This window comes from Streptomyces sp. NPDC058289 (genome assembly GCF_042880975.1).
Classification (GTDB): domain Bacteria; phylum Actinomycetota; class Actinomycetes; order Streptomycetales; family Streptomycetaceae; genus Streptomyces; species Streptomyces stoeckheimensis.
In genome coordinates, this window is record NZ_JBHVYI010000050.1 from 29,454 (window position 1) to 45,891 (window position 16,438).

The 16,438-nt window shown below is 71.8% G+C and carries 18 protein-coding genes; 12 read left to right on the plus strand and 6 right to left on the minus strand.

All coding sequences use genetic code 11. The annotated features are described in order from the left end of the window. Nucleotides 1-196: 196 nt before the first annotated feature. Nucleotides 197-994, minus strand: coding sequence for an alpha/beta fold hydrolase (locus tag ACFVX6_RS24415; RefSeq protein ID WP_389694735.1), 798 nt, complete (start codon nucleotides 992-994; stop codon nucleotides 197-199). A gap of 136 nt (nucleotides 995-1,130) precedes the next feature. Between ACFVX6_RS24415 and ACFVX6_RS24420 the strand changes: the two genes are divergently transcribed. Together ACFVX6_RS24420 and ACFVX6_RS24425 are read left to right on the plus strand one after the other, a co-directional pair. Continuing rightward, entirely contained in the window at nucleotides 1,131-1,700 is a 570-nt protein-coding gene (locus tag ACFVX6_RS24420; RefSeq protein ID WP_389694737.1) for a TetR/AcrR family transcriptional regulator, read from the plus strand. 75 nt (nucleotides 1,701-1,775) lie between these two features. Beyond that, nucleotides 1,776-2,774 (plus strand): phosphatidylinositol-specific phospholipase C, encoded by a 999-nt coding sequence (locus ACFVX6_RS24425; protein ID WP_389694739.1) that lies wholly within the window; start codon nucleotides 1,776-1,778, stop codon nucleotides 2,772-2,774. On the opposite strand, the gene ACFVX6_RS24430 is transcribed toward ACFVX6_RS24425, so the two are convergent. The 5 genes from ACFVX6_RS24430 to ACFVX6_RS24450 form a co-directional block, all read right to left on the minus strand. Continuing rightward, nucleotides 2,754-4,193 (minus strand): sensor histidine kinase, encoded by a 1,440-nt coding sequence (locus tag ACFVX6_RS24430; RefSeq protein WP_389694741.1) that lies wholly within the window; start codon nucleotides 4,191-4,193, stop codon nucleotides 2,754-2,756. The genes ACFVX6_RS24425 and ACFVX6_RS24430 overlap by 21 nt on opposite strands. Next, nucleotides 4,190-4,933: a response regulator transcription factor gene (locus ACFVX6_RS24435; protein WP_389694743.1), complete on the minus strand. Its 744-nt coding sequence runs from the start codon at nucleotides 4,931-4,933 to the stop codon at nucleotides 4,190-4,192. Before ACFVX6_RS24435 ends, ACFVX6_RS24430 begins: the two co-directional genes overlap by 4 nt. A gap of 64 nt (nucleotides 4,934-4,997) precedes the next feature. Then, nucleotides 4,998-6,215 carry a S1C family serine protease gene (locus ACFVX6_RS24440; protein WP_389694745.1) on the minus strand — a complete coding sequence of 406 codons (1,218 nt, stop codon included), beginning with the start codon at nucleotides 6,213-6,215 and terminating at the stop codon, nucleotides 4,998-5,000. 217 nt (nucleotides 6,216-6,432) lie between these two features. Beyond that, nucleotides 6,433-7,455 (minus strand): LacI family DNA-binding transcriptional regulator, encoded by a 1,023-nt coding sequence (locus tag ACFVX6_RS24445; protein WP_389694747.1) that lies wholly within the window; start codon nucleotides 7,453-7,455, stop codon nucleotides 6,433-6,435. 81 nt (nucleotides 7,456-7,536) lie between these two features. Beyond that, complete coding sequence (locus ACFVX6_RS24450; RefSeq protein ID WP_243339450.1) at nucleotides 7,537-8,307, minus strand: response regulator transcription factor; 771 nt, start codon at nucleotides 8,305-8,307, stop codon at nucleotides 7,537-7,539. A 511-nt stretch (nucleotides 8,308-8,818) separates the two neighbouring features. On the opposite strand from ACFVX6_RS24450, the gene ACFVX6_RS24455 reads away from it, so the two are divergent. From ACFVX6_RS24455 to ACFVX6_RS24500, 10 genes are all read left to right on the plus strand, one after another. Further along, on the plus strand, nucleotides 8,819-9,073 hold the full coding sequence (locus ACFVX6_RS24455) for a MoaD/ThiS family protein (RefSeq protein WP_112449116.1): 255 nt from the start codon (nucleotides 8,819-8,821) through the stop codon (nucleotides 9,071-9,073). A gap of 10 nt (nucleotides 9,074-9,083) precedes the next feature. Continuing rightward, on the plus strand, nucleotides 9,084-10,544 hold the full coding sequence (locus tag ACFVX6_RS24460) for a hypothetical protein (protein WP_389694750.1): 1,461 nt from the start codon (nucleotides 9,084-9,086) through the stop codon (nucleotides 10,542-10,544). 153 nt (nucleotides 10,545-10,697) lie between these two features. Continuing rightward, a complete protein-coding gene (locus ACFVX6_RS24465) occupies nucleotides 10,698-11,411 on the plus strand; it encodes a DUF2993 domain-containing protein (protein ID WP_389694752.1) in 714 nt (237 codons plus the stop codon). A gap of 164 nt (nucleotides 11,412-11,575) precedes the next feature. Further along, nucleotides 11,576-11,659, plus strand: a complete 84-nt coding sequence (locus ACFVX6_RS24470; RefSeq protein WP_350206375.1) for a putative leader peptide — start codon at nucleotides 11,576-11,578, stop codon at nucleotides 11,657-11,659. A gap of 176 nt (nucleotides 11,660-11,835) precedes the next feature. After that, on the plus strand, nucleotides 11,836-12,681 hold the full coding sequence (locus ACFVX6_RS24475; protein WP_250744600.1) for a sulfurtransferase: 846 nt from the start codon (nucleotides 11,836-11,838) through the stop codon (nucleotides 12,679-12,681). Nucleotides 12,682-12,751: 70 nt separating this feature from the next. Then, a complete protein-coding gene (locus tag ACFVX6_RS24480) occupies nucleotides 12,752-13,042 on the plus strand; it encodes a DUF1416 domain-containing protein (protein ID WP_243339454.1) in 291 nt (96 codons plus the stop codon). 142 nt (nucleotides 13,043-13,184) lie between these two features. Beyond that, entirely contained in the window at nucleotides 13,185-13,448 is a 264-nt protein-coding gene (locus ACFVX6_RS24485; protein ID WP_389694755.1) for a DUF3099 domain-containing protein, read from the plus strand. Between the two features lie 276 nt (nucleotides 13,449-13,724). Beyond that, complete coding sequence (locus tag ACFVX6_RS24490) at nucleotides 13,725-14,393, plus strand: hypothetical protein (protein WP_389694757.1); 669 nt, start codon at nucleotides 13,725-13,727, stop codon at nucleotides 14,391-14,393. Beyond that, nucleotides 14,390-15,232, plus strand: a complete 843-nt coding sequence (locus ACFVX6_RS24495) for a hypothetical protein (protein ID WP_389694759.1) — start codon at nucleotides 14,390-14,392, stop codon at nucleotides 15,230-15,232. The genes ACFVX6_RS24490 and ACFVX6_RS24495 overlap by 4 nt, the downstream gene beginning before the upstream one ends. Then, a complete protein-coding gene (locus ACFVX6_RS24500; protein WP_389694761.1) occupies nucleotides 15,229-16,185 on the plus strand; it encodes a hypothetical protein in 957 nt (318 codons plus the stop codon). The genes ACFVX6_RS24495 and ACFVX6_RS24500 overlap by 4 nt, the downstream gene beginning before the upstream one ends. Nucleotides 16,186-16,438 lie beyond the last annotated feature (253 nt).

Here is a 16,438-nt window from a genome sequence, read left to right on the forward strand (position 1 = left end):
GCCACCCCCCCCCCCCGCCCCCCCCCCCCCCCCCCCCCACCGCCCCACCCCCCCCCCCCCCCCGGCGGGCCCCCGGGGCCCCCCCGCCCCCGGGCCCCCCCCGGGGCCGGACCGCAACAGGGACACCCCGTACCCCCGCCCTGGGGGGGGGCGGCGGCCCATCGCCCCCCCGCCCCTTCGGCGTTCCCCGGGGGTCCTACAGGGTGGCCAGGAAGCCGCGTACGGCCTCCGCGAGGCCCTTCGGGTCCTGGAAGGGCACGTAGTGCTCGGTGTCGAGGCCGGCGTACAAGGTGTTGGGGCGATGGGCGACCATCTCGCCGGCCTGCTTCCGGGAGAGCACGTCGCTGCGCAGTCCGTGGACGAGGAGCGCCGGGCAGCTGCTCGCGAGCCAGGAGTCCCAGCGCGAGCCGTCGTCCCCGGCGAGGGTGCACAGGGTGGCTTGGGGGCTGAACGGCAGCCGCCAGCCGGAGCCGTCGGGCAGCGGGCGCAGGAAGGGACCGGTCCCCTCCGCGAGCGGGCCGAGGGCGGCGAGGAGTTCCTCGCGGGTCGGCGCGGTGTACGGGAGGTCGTGCAGGAAGTCCCAGAAGGACGGGCCGTCCTGGAGCGGGGTCTCCACCGGGGCGTCGATGTTGATCAGGGCGGACACCAGGTCGGGCCGGGCGGCGGCCAGGTAGTAGGCGTTGACCCCGCCGAGCGAGAACCCGACGACGGGCACCGGGCTGCCGGGGGCGAGGTGCTCCAGCAGGGCGGCGGCGTCGGCGGTGTAGCCCGCGCGGCTGTACTCGGAGGCGAGGTCGGAGTCGCCGTGCCCGCGCTGGTCGGGGGCGATGACCCGCCACTGCTCGCCGAGGTCGGCGGCGAGGGCGGTGAAGTGGGCGCCCTCGGAGAGCGCGCCGTGCAGGGCGAGCAGCGGGCGGCCGGGCCCGCCGAAGTCCAGGTAGGACAGGGTGCGGTCGTCGATCTTCAACTCGTGGCGCATGGCGTTGCTCAGCATGGCGTTGCTCTCCCCGTGTGTGCCGGTCGGTCGTGCTGGCCGGTGGGCCCGGGACCAGGCTGCCAGGAATTGGGCAAGCGCGCAATACGATCGTGTAGTGCGCTTGCCCAAATCCTGTCGCGGATACGATCCGGGCATGGGAAATCGCGAGGACCTGCTGGCCGGAGCCCGGCGCTGCCTGGAGGAGAAGGGGTACCTCCGGACGACCGTGCGCGACATCGCCTCGGCCGCGCAGGTGAGCATGGCCGCGATCGGCTACCACTTCGGCACCCGCGAGGTGCTGCTCAACCAGGCGCTGTTCGCGGCCATGGACGAGTGGGCCGAGGGGTCGGGCCGGCTCACCGGGCAGGGGGACACCGCGCGGGAGCGCTACGCCGACACTTGGGACCGCAAGATCCGGGACTTCGGCGAGATGCGCTGGCTCTGGGCCGCCTCCGTCGAGGCCTTCGTGCACGCGCAGTCCTCGCCGGAGCTGCTCGAGGTCCTGGCCGAGGGGCAGCGCCGCAACCGGCGCATGGTGGCCGCGCAGTTGCGCGGGGTCCCCGTCGAGGAGGTCGCGGAGGAGGACGTACGGAGCCTCGGGTCGGTGCACATCGCGCTGCTGACCGGGGTCATGGTGCAGTGCCTGACCGACCCGGAGCACGCCCCGGACGGCCGGTCGCTCGCCCAAGGGCTGCGCCTGATGGCGGAGTTGCTCGAAAGCTGAGCCTACCCGTGGGTAGTAATGCATGGCTCCGCACGCCATAATCCGGGCCACCACTGGGTCGGCAAAGGGGCGGGCATGGGCATGGGCACGGGCGTGGGCACGGAAGCGGGCAGGGGCGCGGGTGCGGTCGCAGGCGCGGGTACGGGCGCGGGTACGGGGCTGCGCCGGCGCGGCTTCCTGGCGGGGGCGGCGGCCCTGGGCGGCGCGACCCTGCTCGGCGCGGGCGCCGGGACGGCCTCGGCCGCCACCCGGGCCACTCGGGCCACCGGGGTCAAGGCCAGGGCGGCGAGCGCGCTCTCCACCCAGGACTGGATGAGCGGGCTCGGCGACTCCACCGCCCTCCAGCGGATGACCATCCCCGGCACCCACGACTCGGGCGCCACCCGGGGCGGGCTCTACGTCGCCTGCCAGAACACCTCCATCGCCGACCAGCTCGGCTCCGGGATCCGCTTCCTGGACGTCCGCTGCCGGGTGACCGGCGGATCGTTCGCGATCCACCACGGCGCGTACTACCAGAACCTGATGTTCGGCGACGTCCTCGCGGCCTGCTGGAACTTCCTCGCCGCGCACCCCTCCGAGACCGTCCTGATGCGGCTCAAGCAGGAGTACTCCGAGGAGAGCGACGCCACCTTCCGCGCCGTCTACGACGACTACCTGAACAACCGGGGCTGGAGCCCGCTGTTCAAGGTCGCGGACTCGCTGCCCACCCTCGGGCAGGTCCGCGGAAAGGTGCTGCTGCTCCCCGACAACGGCGGCCTGCCCGGCGGCCTGCGGTACGGCGACGGCAACGTCTTCGACATCCAGGACGACTACATGGCCGAGCCCTTCGCCAAGCGGGGCAAGATCGAGAACCACTTCCGCAAGGCCGTCCAGCAGCCCGGCAGGTTCTTCATGAACTACACCAGCACGGCCGCGGCCCTGCCGCCCCGCTGGAACTCCGACCGCCTCAACCCGCAGGTGCACGCCTTCGTCGACGGCTCGGAGCTGGCCGGCCGGACCGGGCTCGGGATCGTCCCGATGGACTTCCCCAACACCCGCTCCGGCCTGGTCGCCTCACTGATCCGGCACAACTGACGCCTGCCCGGGCGGCGGAGCCGGGGCGCCCGGGATGCTGAGGACCGCCTCGGTGCCCGGGCCGCCGTCGGCCGGGGCGCGCAGGGCGGCCGTGCCGCCCGCGCGCTGCACCGTACGGGCCACGATGGACAGGCCGAGGCCGCTGCCGGGCAGGGCCCGGGCGGACGGGGAGCGCCAGAAGCGCTCGAAGACGTGCGGGAGGTCGTCGGCCGGGATGCCGGGACCGCGGTCCCGTACGCTCAGCTCGCCCGCGCGCAGCGACACGGTGACCGTGCTGCCCGGCGGGCTGAACTTCACCGCGTTGTCCAGGACGTTGACCACCGCCCGCTCCAGGGCCGCCGCCTCGCCGCGTACGTACCAGGGCGCCAGGTCCGAGTCGAACTCCAGCTCCGGACCGCGCAGTCGGGCCCGGGACAGCGCCGTGCCCGCGATCTCGTGCAGGGCCACCACGCCGAGGGGGCCGGGGGTGGCCGCGTCCGGGCGGGACAGTTCCTGCAAGTCGCCGATCAGCGAGGCCAGTTCCGTCATCTGCGCCTTGACCGAGGCCAGCAGCTCCTTGCGGTCCTCCGGCGGGATGGCCCGGCCGGTCTCCTCGCTGCGCGCCAGCAGCTCGATGTTGGTGCGCAGCGAGGTGAGCGGGGTGCGCAGCTCGTGCCCGGCGTCCGCGATCAGCTGGGCCTGGCGCTCCTGGGAGGAGGCGAGCGCGGCCGTCATGGAGTTGAAGGACCGCGACAGGCGGGCGATCTCGTCGTCGCCCTCGTCGGGAATGCGGACGGTGAGGTCCTCGGTGCGGGCGATGTGCTCGACGGCGCCGGTCAGCTCGTCGACCGGGCGCAGCCCCGTACGGGCCACCCAGAGGCCGGCGACGCCGGCGCCGAGGATGCCGACGCCGCAGACGAAGAGCAGCACCCAGGCCAGGGTGGACAGCGGTTCGGTGATGTCGGAGAGGGGCTTGGCCACCGAGATGGCCGCGTTCTGCACGTTCGGCCCGGAGGTCAGGTCCACCGGCTGGGTGTAGACGCGTACGGACGTGCCGTCCGTGGTCTTGCCGTCGTACAGGATCGGCCCGCGCAGCCCCTTGGCGACTTCGAGGTCGTAGTCGGTGACCGGGAGGCTGTTCTTCCCGTCCACCCAGCAGCGGCCGCCCGTGGGGAGCACGATCTGCACCTGCGCGCTCAGGTTGTTCTCGAAGGGGCCGGGAACCTTGTCCTGGCACCTGATCTGGTTCAGCGTCTGGCTCGCCTGGGCGCGGGCGTTGGTGGACCGCAGCGAACTGTTGAGCTGATCGTTCAGCTGTGTGCGGACCATGAACCAGCTGATGCAGGCGACCGCCGCCACGGCCAGTGCCACCGCGACGGTGACCAGCAGGGCGAGGCGGGAGCGGAGCGGGAGGGCGCGGAATCTGGCGGTGGGACTCACTCCGGACCGCCGGTGTCGCCGGCCCCGGCGGCGCGCAGGACGTAGCCCACCCCTCGTACGGTGTGGACCAGGCGGGGCTCGCCCCCGGCCTCGGTCTTGCGGCGCAGGTACATCACGTACACGTCCAGGGAGTTGGAGCTGGGCTCGAAGTCGAAGCCCCATACGGTCTTGAGGATCTGCTCGCGGGTCAGGACCTGGCGCGGGTGCGCGAGGAACATCTCCAGCAGGGTGAACTCGGTACGGGTCAGCTCCACCGGGCGCCCGCCGCGGGTGACCTCGCGGGTGGCGAGGTCCATGCGCAGGTCGCCGAAGGTCAGCGCGTCCTCGACCTCGCCGTCCCCGGGGGCGGGGGCGGCGTAGGAGCTGCGGCGCAGCAGGGCGCGGACGCGGGCGAAGAGCTCGTCCAGCTCGAACGGCTTGACCAGGTAGTCGTCGGCGCCCGCGTCGAGGCCGGTGACGCGGTCGCCGACCGTATCGCGGGCGGTCAGCATCAGGACCGGCGTGGTGCTGCCGGCGGCGCGCAGTCGGCGGGCGGCGGTCAGGCCGTCCATGCGCGGCATCTGGATGTCCAGGATGATCAGGTCGGGGTGGTACGAGTCCGCCTGGTCGAGGGCGTCGAGTCCGTCGACGGCGGTCTGCGTGCCGTACCCCTCGAAGGCCAGGCTGCGGCGCAGGGCCTCGCGTACGGCCGGTTCGTCGTCGACGACGAGGATGCGCTGCTGGTCGCCTTCGGCGGTCATGCGGGGTCCCCCCAGGTGGTGGTCGGTCTCCTACCAGGCTCGCACGGGCGGGCTGGAAGGCGGGCTAGAAGGAGGTCCCGAAACCGTTGCCGGTGTTCCCGGTGCTGCTGTCGGTGCTGTTGCCGGCGCCGCCGGGGCCGCCCTTGCGGAGGGAGGGGAGGTCGGCCTTGATGGTGTTGACGGGGATGGCGAAGCCGAGGCCGACGCTGCCCGCGGAGCCGCTGCCGCTGGAGGGGGAGTAGATCGCGGAGGGCATGCCCACGATCTCGCCGTTCATGTTGACGAGGGCGCCGCCGGAGTTGCCCGGGTTGAGGGAGGCGTCGGTCTGGATGGCCTTGTACGAGGTGGTGTCCGTGCCGGTGTTCCCGTTGAACTGCTGGCCGCCGTAGGAGAACGGGTAGCCGCCCTGGGGGGACTGCTGCTGCTCCGACTTCGGGACCTTCACCTCGCGGTTGAGCGCGGAGACGATGCCGCTGGTGACCGTGCCGGTGAGGCCGTCGGGGGAGCCGATGGCGACGACCTCGTCGCCGATCTTGGTGTTGTCGGAGTTGCCGAGGCTCGCGGGCTTGAGGCCGCTCGCGCCCTCCAGCTTGATGAGGGCGAGGTCCTTGTCGGGGTCCGTGCCGACGATCTTCGCGCTGTACTTCTTGCCGTCGCTCATCGTCACCTGGATCTGGCCGGCGCCGTCGATCACGTGGTTGTTGGTGACGATCTCGCCGTCGGCGGTGATCACGATGCCGGAGCCGGTGCCCTGGCCGGAGCCGGTGCGGGTGTCGATGCGGACGACGGAGGGGCTGACGTTCTCGGCTACGCCGGAGACGGTGCCGTTGCTCGACTGGGAGATGGTGCTGCCGTTGACGCCGGTGCCGGTGCCGTTGGTCTTGTTCAGCATCTGCTGGACGGCGGCTGCCGTTCCGCCGCCGACGACGGCGGCCGCGAGGGCCACGGCCGCGAGGAGGGCGACCGGGCGCTTGGCGCGGGCGCGGCCGTGGCCCTGCGGGGCGGCGGCCGCCGGGGCGGCCTCGCCCCAGGTGGCCCAGCTGCCGTCGCCGCTGCCGCTCCCGCTGCTCTGGGGGACGGTCTCGCCCTGGATGACGGGGGGCTGGTGCGCCTCGTGCCAGCCGGGGGCCGGGGCGGCCGGGGGGTAGGCCGGGGGCGGCGGGTACGCGGCCTCCTGCGCGAGCCGGTCACGACCGCGCTGCCAGTCCTCACCCCAGGGGGCGGGCTGCTGGGGGCGGTTTTCCTGGGGGTACTCGCCTTCGCGGCGGAGGTTCTCGGTCATGACTACGACTGTGTCCGCCGATGATGAGAGCTTCCTGAGTCCCCGCTGAGAAGCCCGACAGAACCGTGTATGCCCGATATAAGGCCCGGCTGGGCCGACCCAGCCCCTCCGGCGTTTGAGGAGCGGGGGTCCGGGGGCCGGCCCCCGGGAACGGCGCCGCGCGCGGGTGCGGCGGGCAGCACGCTCCGGGGTGCCGGGTTACATCAGCGGCCAGCTGCTAGCGGCAGCCGCAGGAGCGGCGGATGACCAGGGCCGACGGGAACTGCTTCAGGCGTTCGCGGCGGGAGCCCGCCACCCGCAGGGCGTCGTCCAGGACGAGGTCCACCGCCGCGCGGGCCATCGCGGGGCGGTCCGAGGCGACCGTGGTCAGCGGCGGGTCCGTGAGGGCCGCCTCCTTCACGTCGTCGAAGCCGGCGACCGCGAGCTGCTCGGGGACGTCGATGCGGAGCTCGCGCGCGGCCCGCAGCACGCCGATCGCCTGGTCGTCCGTGGCACAGAAGATCGCCGTCGGCCGGTCGGGCCGGGCCAGGACCTCCAGGGCGACCTTGTACGCGTCGTAGCGGTTGTACGGGGCCTCGATGATCCGGCCCTCGGTCGAGCGGCCGGACTCCTGCATGGCCCGGCGCCAGCCCTCGACGTGGTCGGCCACCGGGTCGCCCACGGACGGGGTGTTCTCGATGCCGCCGATGCAGGCGACGTACTCGTGCCCGTGCTCCAGGAGGTGGCGGGTGGCGAGCTGTGCGCCGCCGATGTCGTCCGTGACGACCGCGACGTCGTCGATGGCCTCGGGGCGCTCGTGGAGGAGGACGACCCGGGCGTCCCAGGCCTCGATCTCGCTGGCCGCCTGCTCGCTCATGCCCTGGCTGACCAGGATGAGTCCGGAGACCCGCATGCCGAGGAAGGCCCGCAAGTAGTGGACCTCGCGCTCGGTGCGGTAGTCGGAGTTCCCGACCAGCACCATCTTCCCGCGCTCGGCGGCGGCCTGCTCGACCGCGTGCGCCATCTCCGCGAAGAACGGCTGACGGGCATCGGGGACGATCATGCCTATGAGGTCGGTGCGCCGTGAGGCCATCGCCTGGGCGACCCGGTCCGGGCGGTAGCCCAGTTCCTTGATCGCGGCGAGGACACGCTCGCGCGTGGCCGGGGCAACCGGCCTGGGTCCGTTGTTGATGACGTAGCTCACGACGGCGGTAGAAGTACCCGCAAGTCGTGCCACGTCATCCCGCGTCACCTTGGCCACGCGCGGAAGTCTACGCGGGGTGACCTACCTCTGGGCAGGGCGTCCGGAGGAGGTCATTCCCACAGCTTTTCCGCAGACCCTCTAGTCCATCCGGGTGAGTGCCGCCGCTGCCCGCGCGGAGGCCTCGGCCGCCGCCTTCGTGGCCGCCTGCGCGGCCGCTTCCGCCGCCGCCCGTTCCACCTTCTCCGGCGTGACGAAGCGGTACCCGACGTTGCGGACGGTACCGATCAGCGACTCGTGCTCGGGCCCGAGTTTCGCGCGCAGCCGCCGTACGTGCACGTCGACGGTGCGGGTGCCGCCGAAGTAGTCGTAGCCCCACACCTCCTGGAGGAGCTGCGCGCGGGTGAAGACCCGGCCCGGGTGCTGGGCGAGGTACTTGAGGAGCTCGAACTCCTTGAAGGTCAGGTCCAGGACCCGGCCCTTCAGCTTCGCCGAGTAGGTCGCCTCGTCGACCGACAGGTCGCCGTTGCGGATCTCCATGGGGGAGTCGTCCGAGCCGAGCTGCTGGCGGCCGGTGGCGAGGCGCAGCCGCGCTTCGACCTCGGCCGGTCCCGCGGTGTCGAGGAGGACGTCGTCGATGCCCCAGTCGGCCGTGACGGCCGCGAGGCCGCCCTCGGTGACGACGAGGATCAGCGGGCAGCCGGGCCCCGTGGAGCGGAGCAGCTGGCACAGCGACCGCACCTGGGGCAGGTCGCGGCGGCCGTCGACGAGGATCACGTCGGCGCCCGGGGTGTCCACGAGGGCGGGGCCCTCGGCCGGAGCCACCCGGACGCTGTGGAGCAGCAGGCCGAGGGCCGGCAGGACCTCGGTCGAGGGCTGCAGGGCATTGGTCAGGAGCAGGAGTGAGCTCATGCCTGACCACCTACCCCGGTCGAGCGGTGGTACTGGTGGTGTGCGTGCGCAGGTGCGTGCGCCTGTACCTCTGCCTGCACCTGCACTTGCACGACGGTTCGCTGGTCCATCACGTCGGTTCCTCCTCGGTCCCGTCGAGGACTTTCGCGGCACTGCTTCGTACGACTTGCCTGGCGTCCGCCCGGTCCCCGCGCCCTGGGGTCCGGATGGATGCCACTGTTCTCGGTCCGTTCAACGTGCTGAAAGCACAAAAGGACCCGGGGGCTACGTTGCCCGGATCCTCTCGCCAGCAGAATAGCCCACCCGCCCCGGCCGGGCCGAGGCTTCGGAGCCTTCCACTTCTGTGGTTCCCACCACCCCCGGGACCTGCATATGCGCCGGTTTCACCGGATCGGTGGACCCGGTGCGGGCCGCTCGGGCGCACGCGGGGCGCGCGGAGGCACGCCGGGATCGGGGGCGGGAGGGGTCATGATGGAGGCCGACGGCAGAGCGCCGACGAGAGGAGCGTGCAGTGGCAACCGGAACCATCCGCTACTGGGCGGCGGCGAAGGCCGCGGCCAAGACGGCGGAGGAGCCGTACTCGGCGCGGACACTGGCCGAGGCGCTCGACGCCGTGCGGGAACGCCACCCCGGGGAGCTGACCCGGGTCCTGCTGCGCTGCTCCTTCCTCGTGAACGAAGAGCCCGTGGGCAAGCGCCCGCACGATTCCGTCGAGCTGACCGAGGGGGGCACCGTCGAGGTGCTCCCGCCGTTCGCGGGCGGGTGAGCGGAGCCCCATGAGCACGCCTGAGGAACAGCAGCGGCAGCAGCAGCAACTGGAGCAACAGCAACACCTGCAGCAGCAGCAAGAGCAGCCCGATCCGTACGGGACCCAGACCTGGCAGTCTCCGACGTGGGACACCTCGTACCAGCCGGTCCAGGCCCCGCTGGAGGGCGTACCGGCGCAGTACCCGGTCGCCCCCGAGGGCTGGTTCCGCGAGGAGCCGCAGGTGCAGGCGCAGCAGCAGCCGCAGCAGCCGCCGCAGGCTCAGCCGCAGCCCCAGGCGCCCGGCTCCGGTCAGGAGTGGGGGCAGCAGCAGGCGTACGCGGATCCCTACGCCGATCCGTACGCGGCGCAGGCCTACCCGCAGACCCCGGCTCCGGCTCCGGCCCCGGTCGCGGCTCCGGACCACTGGTTCCGCGACGAGGCGCAGGCCGTGCAGGCCCCGCAGGCCGAGCCGCAGCAGCAGTGGGGGGAGACGGCGTACCCGCCGCCGGCCTACCCCGGCCCGACCGACCCGTTCCAGGCGCAGGCCCAAGCCCAGGCCCAGGCGCAGGCTCCGGCCCCCGGCCAGGAGTGGGTTGCGGAGCAGGCCCCGTACCTCCCGCAGCAGGCGGCCGAGGCCCCGGGCGGGGCTCCCGCCGCGGACGCGGTGGCCGGCGGGGCCGCCGAGGAGGAGCCCGCCTGGTCGCCGCCCACCCTCGCCGGCAACACGCTGCGCGCCGTGGACCCGGCCCAGGCCCGCGCCGAAGGCCGCTCGCCGATCATCGATCCCGGTCCGCAGGCGGCCATACTGACGGCCGCCCTCGGGCTGGTCATCGCGGCCTGCGCCGCTCTGGGCGAGCTCGCGCTGCTCGCGCCGCTGATCGCCCTCCAGGGCCTCACCGCGGCGGGCTGGTTCCGGCTCAACGGCATGTGGCCGGCCCGTCAGGGCATCGCCCTGGCCTTCGCCGGGGCGGTCGTCGCCGACGGCGCCGTGCTCGCGGTGGACGAGCCGTACGGCCCCGGCGCGATCATCGGCACCCTCGGCGCCTGGGTGCTGCTGACGCTGGTGCTCCAGCTGCGCAGCCACGCCGATCCGGACGAGCGGATGTACGGGCTGATGGCCTCGGTGGCTTCGGCCGCGCTGGCCATCGTCTGCGCCGGCTACCTCGCGGCCGACTCCGCCGCCGCGAGCGTGGGCGCCGCCGCCGTGGCGGTGGCCGTCTTCGCCCGGGCGCTCCCGTTGCCCACCGCGCCCTCGGTCGGCGTCTCGCTGGCCGCCGCGGCCGGTGCGGGCATCGCCGTGGGCGGGCTGACGTCCGTCGGCGCCGGCGGTGCGCTGATCGGCCTGGCGGCCGGGGCGTGCGCGCTGATCGGGCTGCGCGTGGCGGCGTACGACTACCCGTCGAAGTTCGTCCACATGACGGCCGGTGTCGCGCTGCCGCTGGCCGCGGCGGCCCCGGCGGTCTATCTGATCGGCCGGGTGGTGGGCTGAGGCCCGCGCCTTCCCCGGCTGCACTTCCCGAGCGCCCGCCCCGTTTGCCCGGGGCGGGCGCTGTCGTACCTCCCCACCACGGCATCTCACAGCGCCCTCACGGCCGGACATGGTCCACTGGGCCGACGTACCAATCGTCTGGGGGGTGGGCACGTGCGTGTCCTGCGTGTCGTTGTGATCATCGGAGTGGTCCTCGGTGGCCTGTTCGTCGGGCTGGACCGCTGGGCGGCCGGCTATGCCGAGGACCGGATGGCGGAGCGGATCCAGGCCCGGCAAGGCCTGTCGGGAGTGGAGGTGGGCATCCAGGGCTTCCCCTTCCTGACCCAGGCGCTCTCCCGCGACCTCGACCAGGTCGACCTGAAGGTGGCCGGCGTCGACGTGGCGACCGCTGAGGGCCGTACGACGCACCTGTCCCGGCTGCGGGTCGCCTTCCGGGGAGTGGAGCTGAACGGCGACTACAACGGCGGCACCGCCCGGTCCGCCAAGGGCTCGGCCCTCGTCACGTACGCCGACCTGACCGCGGCCGCCCAGCCCGGGGTGACGGTCGCCTACGGCGGTGCGCCGGGCAAGCTGAAGGTCACCGCGAGCGTGGAGTTCCTCGGCAGGACGCTCAGCCGCAGCGTGGTCTCGACGGTCTCGCTGGTCGACGCCGGCGAGGGGAAGGGCGGGAAGACCGTCCGGGTCCGCGCCGACGAGGTGCCGGGTGAGGGCCTCCCCGGGATCGAGGCCGTGGTGCGCAAGAAGACCGACTTCGATCGGCGGATCGACGGCGGTCTGCCGTCGGGGGTCCAGCTGACGACGCTGACCTCGAACGAGGCCGGTCTGGAGCTCACTCTCGGCGGTACGAATCTGGCGCTGGCCGGATAGTGAGACGAGAGGGTCCGATCCGCAGATGGGAGGGCCCTACGGGGCCCCGGGAGCCCCGCGCCGGAAGATCGGCAAGGACATCGATCCCACTATACGGACGATCCTGTCTCGAAATATGACACGGCGGTGACAGGGCGGCTGATTCGTCCCTACGATCCATGGCTATGAAGCATCAGCAGGCGGACCTCACGAAGCGACGGGCAGTAGACCTGTGTCGCGTCGCCGCCATGCTCTGTCGATCCATGTGACGTGTGAGCGCATCCCGCTCCATTGCCGGACGACGGCCTTCCGCTTTCCCGTGTGACCACCCGTGCCTCCCGCCCTCCTGAAGCCTCCCCGCAACAGGACCCGTGAGCGCACCCGGACGCACACGCTCCGCACCACCAGCACCACCCCGCCGCACACTGCCCCGGAGGAGAACATCATGAGCCGCAGCGACGTCCTCGTAGACGCCGACTGGGTCGAGGCCCACCTGAACGACGCGAACGTCGTCATCGTCGAGGTGGACGAGGACACGTCCGCGTACGACAAGAACCACATCACCAACGCCGTCCGGATCGACTGGAAGAGCGACCTCCAGGACCCGGTCCGCCGCGACTTCGTGGACCAGGAGGGCTTCGAGAAGCTCCTCTCCGCCAAGGGCATCTCCAACGACGACACCGTCGTCCTCTACGGCGGCAACAACAACTGGTTCGCGTCCTACGCCTACTGGTACTTCAAGCTCTACGGCCACCAGGACGTCCGCCTGCTCGACGGCGGCCGCAAGAAGTGGGAGCTCGACTCCCGCGACCTGGTCGACGGCACCGAGGTCCCGAACCGCCCGGCCACCGAGTACAAGGCCAAGGCCCAGGACACCTCGATCCGCGCCTTCCGTGACGACGCGGTCGCCGCGATCGGCACCAAGAACCTGGTCGACGTCCGCTCGCCCGACGAGTTCTCGGGCAAGCTGCTCGCGCCGGCGCACCTCCCGCAGGAGCAGTCGCAGCGTCCGGGTCACATCCCGAGCGCCCGCAACATCCCGTGGTCGAAGAACGCCAACGACGACGGCACCTTCAAGTCCGACGAGGAGCTCACCGCCCTCTACCAGGCCGAGCAGGTCGACCTGGCGAAGGACACCATCGCCTACTGCCGCATCGGTGAGCGCTCCGCGCTCACCTGGTTCGTGCTGCACGAGCTCCTGGGCCAGGAGAACGTCAAGAACTACGACGGTTCGTGGACCGAGTACGGCTCGCTGGTCGGCGTGCCGATCGAGCTCGGCGCCAACAAGTAGTTCCGGGCAACAAGCCTTTCGGGGCACGCGACGCCCCGTAGTCATACCTCTCTAGGACAGGACAGAGAACATGTGTGGAGCAAAGATCGGCGGGCCCGACCTCTCGACGCTGAAGCCCGGTGAGACGGCCATCCAGGGCCAGGTCACCAAGGACGGCGAGCCCATCAGCGGCTACGTCCGCCTGCTGGACTCGACCGGCGAGTTCACCGCCGAGGTCCCGACCTCGGCCACCGGCCAGTTCCGCTTCTACGCGGCCGAGGGCTCCTGGACGCTGCGCGCCCTCGTGCCCGGCGCCCAGGCGGACCGCGCCGTGGTCGTCGTCGAGTCCGGCGGCGTCACGGACGTGGCGATCGCGGTCTGAGCACCGCACCTGTGTGAACGTGTGACCGTATGACCGGCCGAAGGGCCGCACCCCCGGGGGTTGGACGCCATCGGATCGGGGTGCGGCCCTTCGTGTCGTTCCGGGCCTCCCCGGGAGTGCGGGGCGGCTCTACCCTGGAGGCATGTACGCCCGGCGCCGGCGCGCCTACTTCCTGCTCATGGGCGGATGCCTCTTCCTCTTCGTCTCCGCCTGGTCCTTCGTGCGCCTGTGGTCCGTCGAGGCCGCCGTGGCGCTGTGCGTGGTCGCCATGGTCATCCCGCCGGTCGCCGCGATCGTCGCGAACCGGCGCGGCCCCGACGACCGCTGGTGGGACGACCCCTCGGGTGACGCGAAGTCCGACGAGTGGTGGGACGAACTGGACGGAAAGCGACGTCACGAGGACTGAAACCGGTCGAGATAAAAATGTAATAAGGGTGACCACGGCATCTCCCCACGGCAGGGTGTCTTGTGTGTACGCGGGCAATCGATCCGCGACTCCAGTCCTGTGGGGGGACTTCTTTTGGAAAACGAACAGACCATCCCTGACCAGCGGAAAGAGGGGGAGAGTGCCCCGGAACCGGGCACTCCGGACGCAGCTCCGGCCGCGGTTGCGAACGCAGCTCCGGCAACCCCCCGCCGCCGTCGCGGCGGCCGCACGCTCCTCCTGATCGCGGGCGCCGTCGTGCTCGGCGTCCTGGCGGGCACGATCACCGGTTACGCGATCCAGTACGACCGTGAACCCACCCCGCTGGCGCCGCTGGCGCAGGCGGACCTGGCGGAGCCGAAGGCGCTCGCGCCCGACGACGCCACCACGAACAAGACGATCAACGCCAACCGCTGGCACAAGACGGACGACGACCTCGCGAAGCTGCTGATCGAGGCACCGGGCGGGGCGAAGGTCGAAGGCTCGGGCTACGAGCCCATCGAGTACTTCGCGACCTTCTTCAAGAGCCCGGACGGCCAGCTGAGCTATCTCGCGGAGCAGAACATCCGGCGGATCGCCTCGCTGAGCTGGAAGATGGGCGACGACACCTTCGTGGACGTGCGTCTGATCCAGTTCAACGAGCGCTCCGGTGCGGACGACTACCAGCGCAACCAGTCCGCCTACATGCCCAAGGAGGAGTACGCGGGCAACGACGGTGTGGTGATTCCGGGTCTCCCGTCGGAGCTCGGGCACGTCTGGGTGGACTCCAAGGCGGAGGAGAAGGCGGGGTACCTCCCGATGCGGGGAGCCCGCGCCATCGCCCGTCGGGGCGACATCGTGCTCGACATCCACTACATGAACAACCGCGGCAAGATCAGCGAAGGCGACGTCGTGGACCTGGCCAAGCGACAGCTGGAGCGACTGTGACCGAGCCGCTGAACGACGTGACTCCGGCCGGGGCGGTGCTTCCGGTCGTGGACCCGACGCCCGAGGCCGAGCCCGCGGCGACCCCTGCTGCGCCCGCGAAGCCTGCGCGCAAGGTCAACCGCAAGGCGGTCGCCCTGATCGCCGGCGGTGTGGCCGCGGCAGTGCTCGTGGGCGGCGGCGTCTGGGCGTCCTCCGCGATCGCGGACGCCGACCGGGACGCGCCCACCGCCTACTGGATCCCCCTCGGTGAGAAGCCCGCCAAGCGCGAAGCGCCCGGGTCCGTGCCGACGAACGCCCTCTCGGGCAAGCTGCTGCCCTTTCCGGCCGGCTTCCTCCCGGGGCCGGACCTGGAGGAGGACGGCAACAACTTCTTCGTCTCCGGAGAGAAGGCGCTCGAGGGCTTCAAGGAGACCCGCGCCGGCCTCACCAGCTCCGAGCGCAAGGACCGGGACAAGATGCTGGCCGGGCTGAAGCTCAAGGGCCTGGCCGGGCGCAGCTACGTGAACGAGCGGACCAGCTGGTTCGCCGAGATCCGCATCATGCAGGCCGATCCGAAGGCCGTGGGCGCGTTCTCGGAGGTCAGCAAGAAGTTCCTCGAGTTCAAGGGTGACGGCCGTGAGGCGCCGAAGGTGGACGGGTTCCCGGACGCCAAGTGCTCGTTGGAGGCGATCGGCGAGAAGAAGAAGGAAAAGATCGACTCCATCGACTGCGTCGCCGTCAAGGACGACGTGATGGTCACCTTCCGTGCGTACGGGCCCAAGCCCTTCGCCGTCGCCAACGCCGTCGCGCTCTTCCAGAACCAGATGAACCACCTGAAGTCCCCCGGGGAGTCCGCGTGACCGAGCAGAACACCATCGGAGCCGTCCCGACGGCCACCGACGGCGACGCCGTTTCGGCGCCCGTCGTCTCCGCGGACACCGTCGTCGCTGGTGGGGACGCCATCGTGGAGCTGGTTCCCGTACCCGGCCCGGCTCCCGAGGCCCCTGCCGCGCCCAAGGACCGCCGCAAGCTGTTCGCCGTGCTGCGCTGGACCGCCGCCGTACTCGTCTTCGGCGCCGTCGGCACGGGTGTCACGTACGAGGTCACCCAGCCCGAGCGCACCGACATCCCGGGCCTGTCCACCAAGGCCGACGGCCGCTGGACGTTTCCGGCGCTGACCAAGCCGACGCTGCCGCCGGGTGCCGCCCTGCCGTTCGCCGAGGACAACCCGGACGGCATCCACTACGCGGGTCTCACCGAGCTGCTCCTGCCGGCTCCCACCGGCTCGGCCCCCGACTCCACGCTGAAGCTGGAGAAGGACGGGGTGGTGACCGTCGACACCTTCCTGGAGGAGTACGACGCCACGGCCCGCGAGAAGCTGAAGGAGCAGTTCGGGAACGAGGGGCTGCGTCAGATCGTCGCCCGCGGCTGGACCACCCCGGACGGCACCCGTACCCGGGTCTACCTGCTGCGCTTCCACGCCTCCGGTTTCGTGGACAACTTCAAGGGCTGCGGCGCCGTCGCCACGCTGAACGGCGTGGCGCGGCTCCAGTCCGACGATGCCTGGATGAAGGCCAAGAGCTCGCAGCGGACCGAGCTGGGGCAGGACAGCTCGTACAGCGGCCCCAGCGCGCGGAGCGCCAACGACGTCAGCCTCTACCGGGAGGCCAAGCCCACGGGCGACGAGCAGACCGCACTCGGCTGCCTCCAGTCGGGCGACATCCAGGCCGTCGTCCTCCAGAACCGCAAGGACGAGGTGGCGGCCGTCCCCTTCCACCAGACGGTGATCCTCCAGCACCAGCTGCTCGGCTAGCGCGCGGCCGCCGGGGGAGCGCGTCGTACGGGCTACCTCACACGGTGCCCCGGTCCCCAGGCCAGTAGGCTTGGGGACCGGCCCCGTAACGCCACCCTTAACACTCCGAGGAGCACCCCGTGCTTGAGGCAGTCTTCACCTCCCTGCTGGTCCTGGTCTGCGTCGGCGTCCTCGCCTTCTCCGGACTGGCCGTGAAGAAGCTGTACCAGGGCCAGCGCTGATCCCCCGGGATCTGCCGCCGACCGCCCCGGAT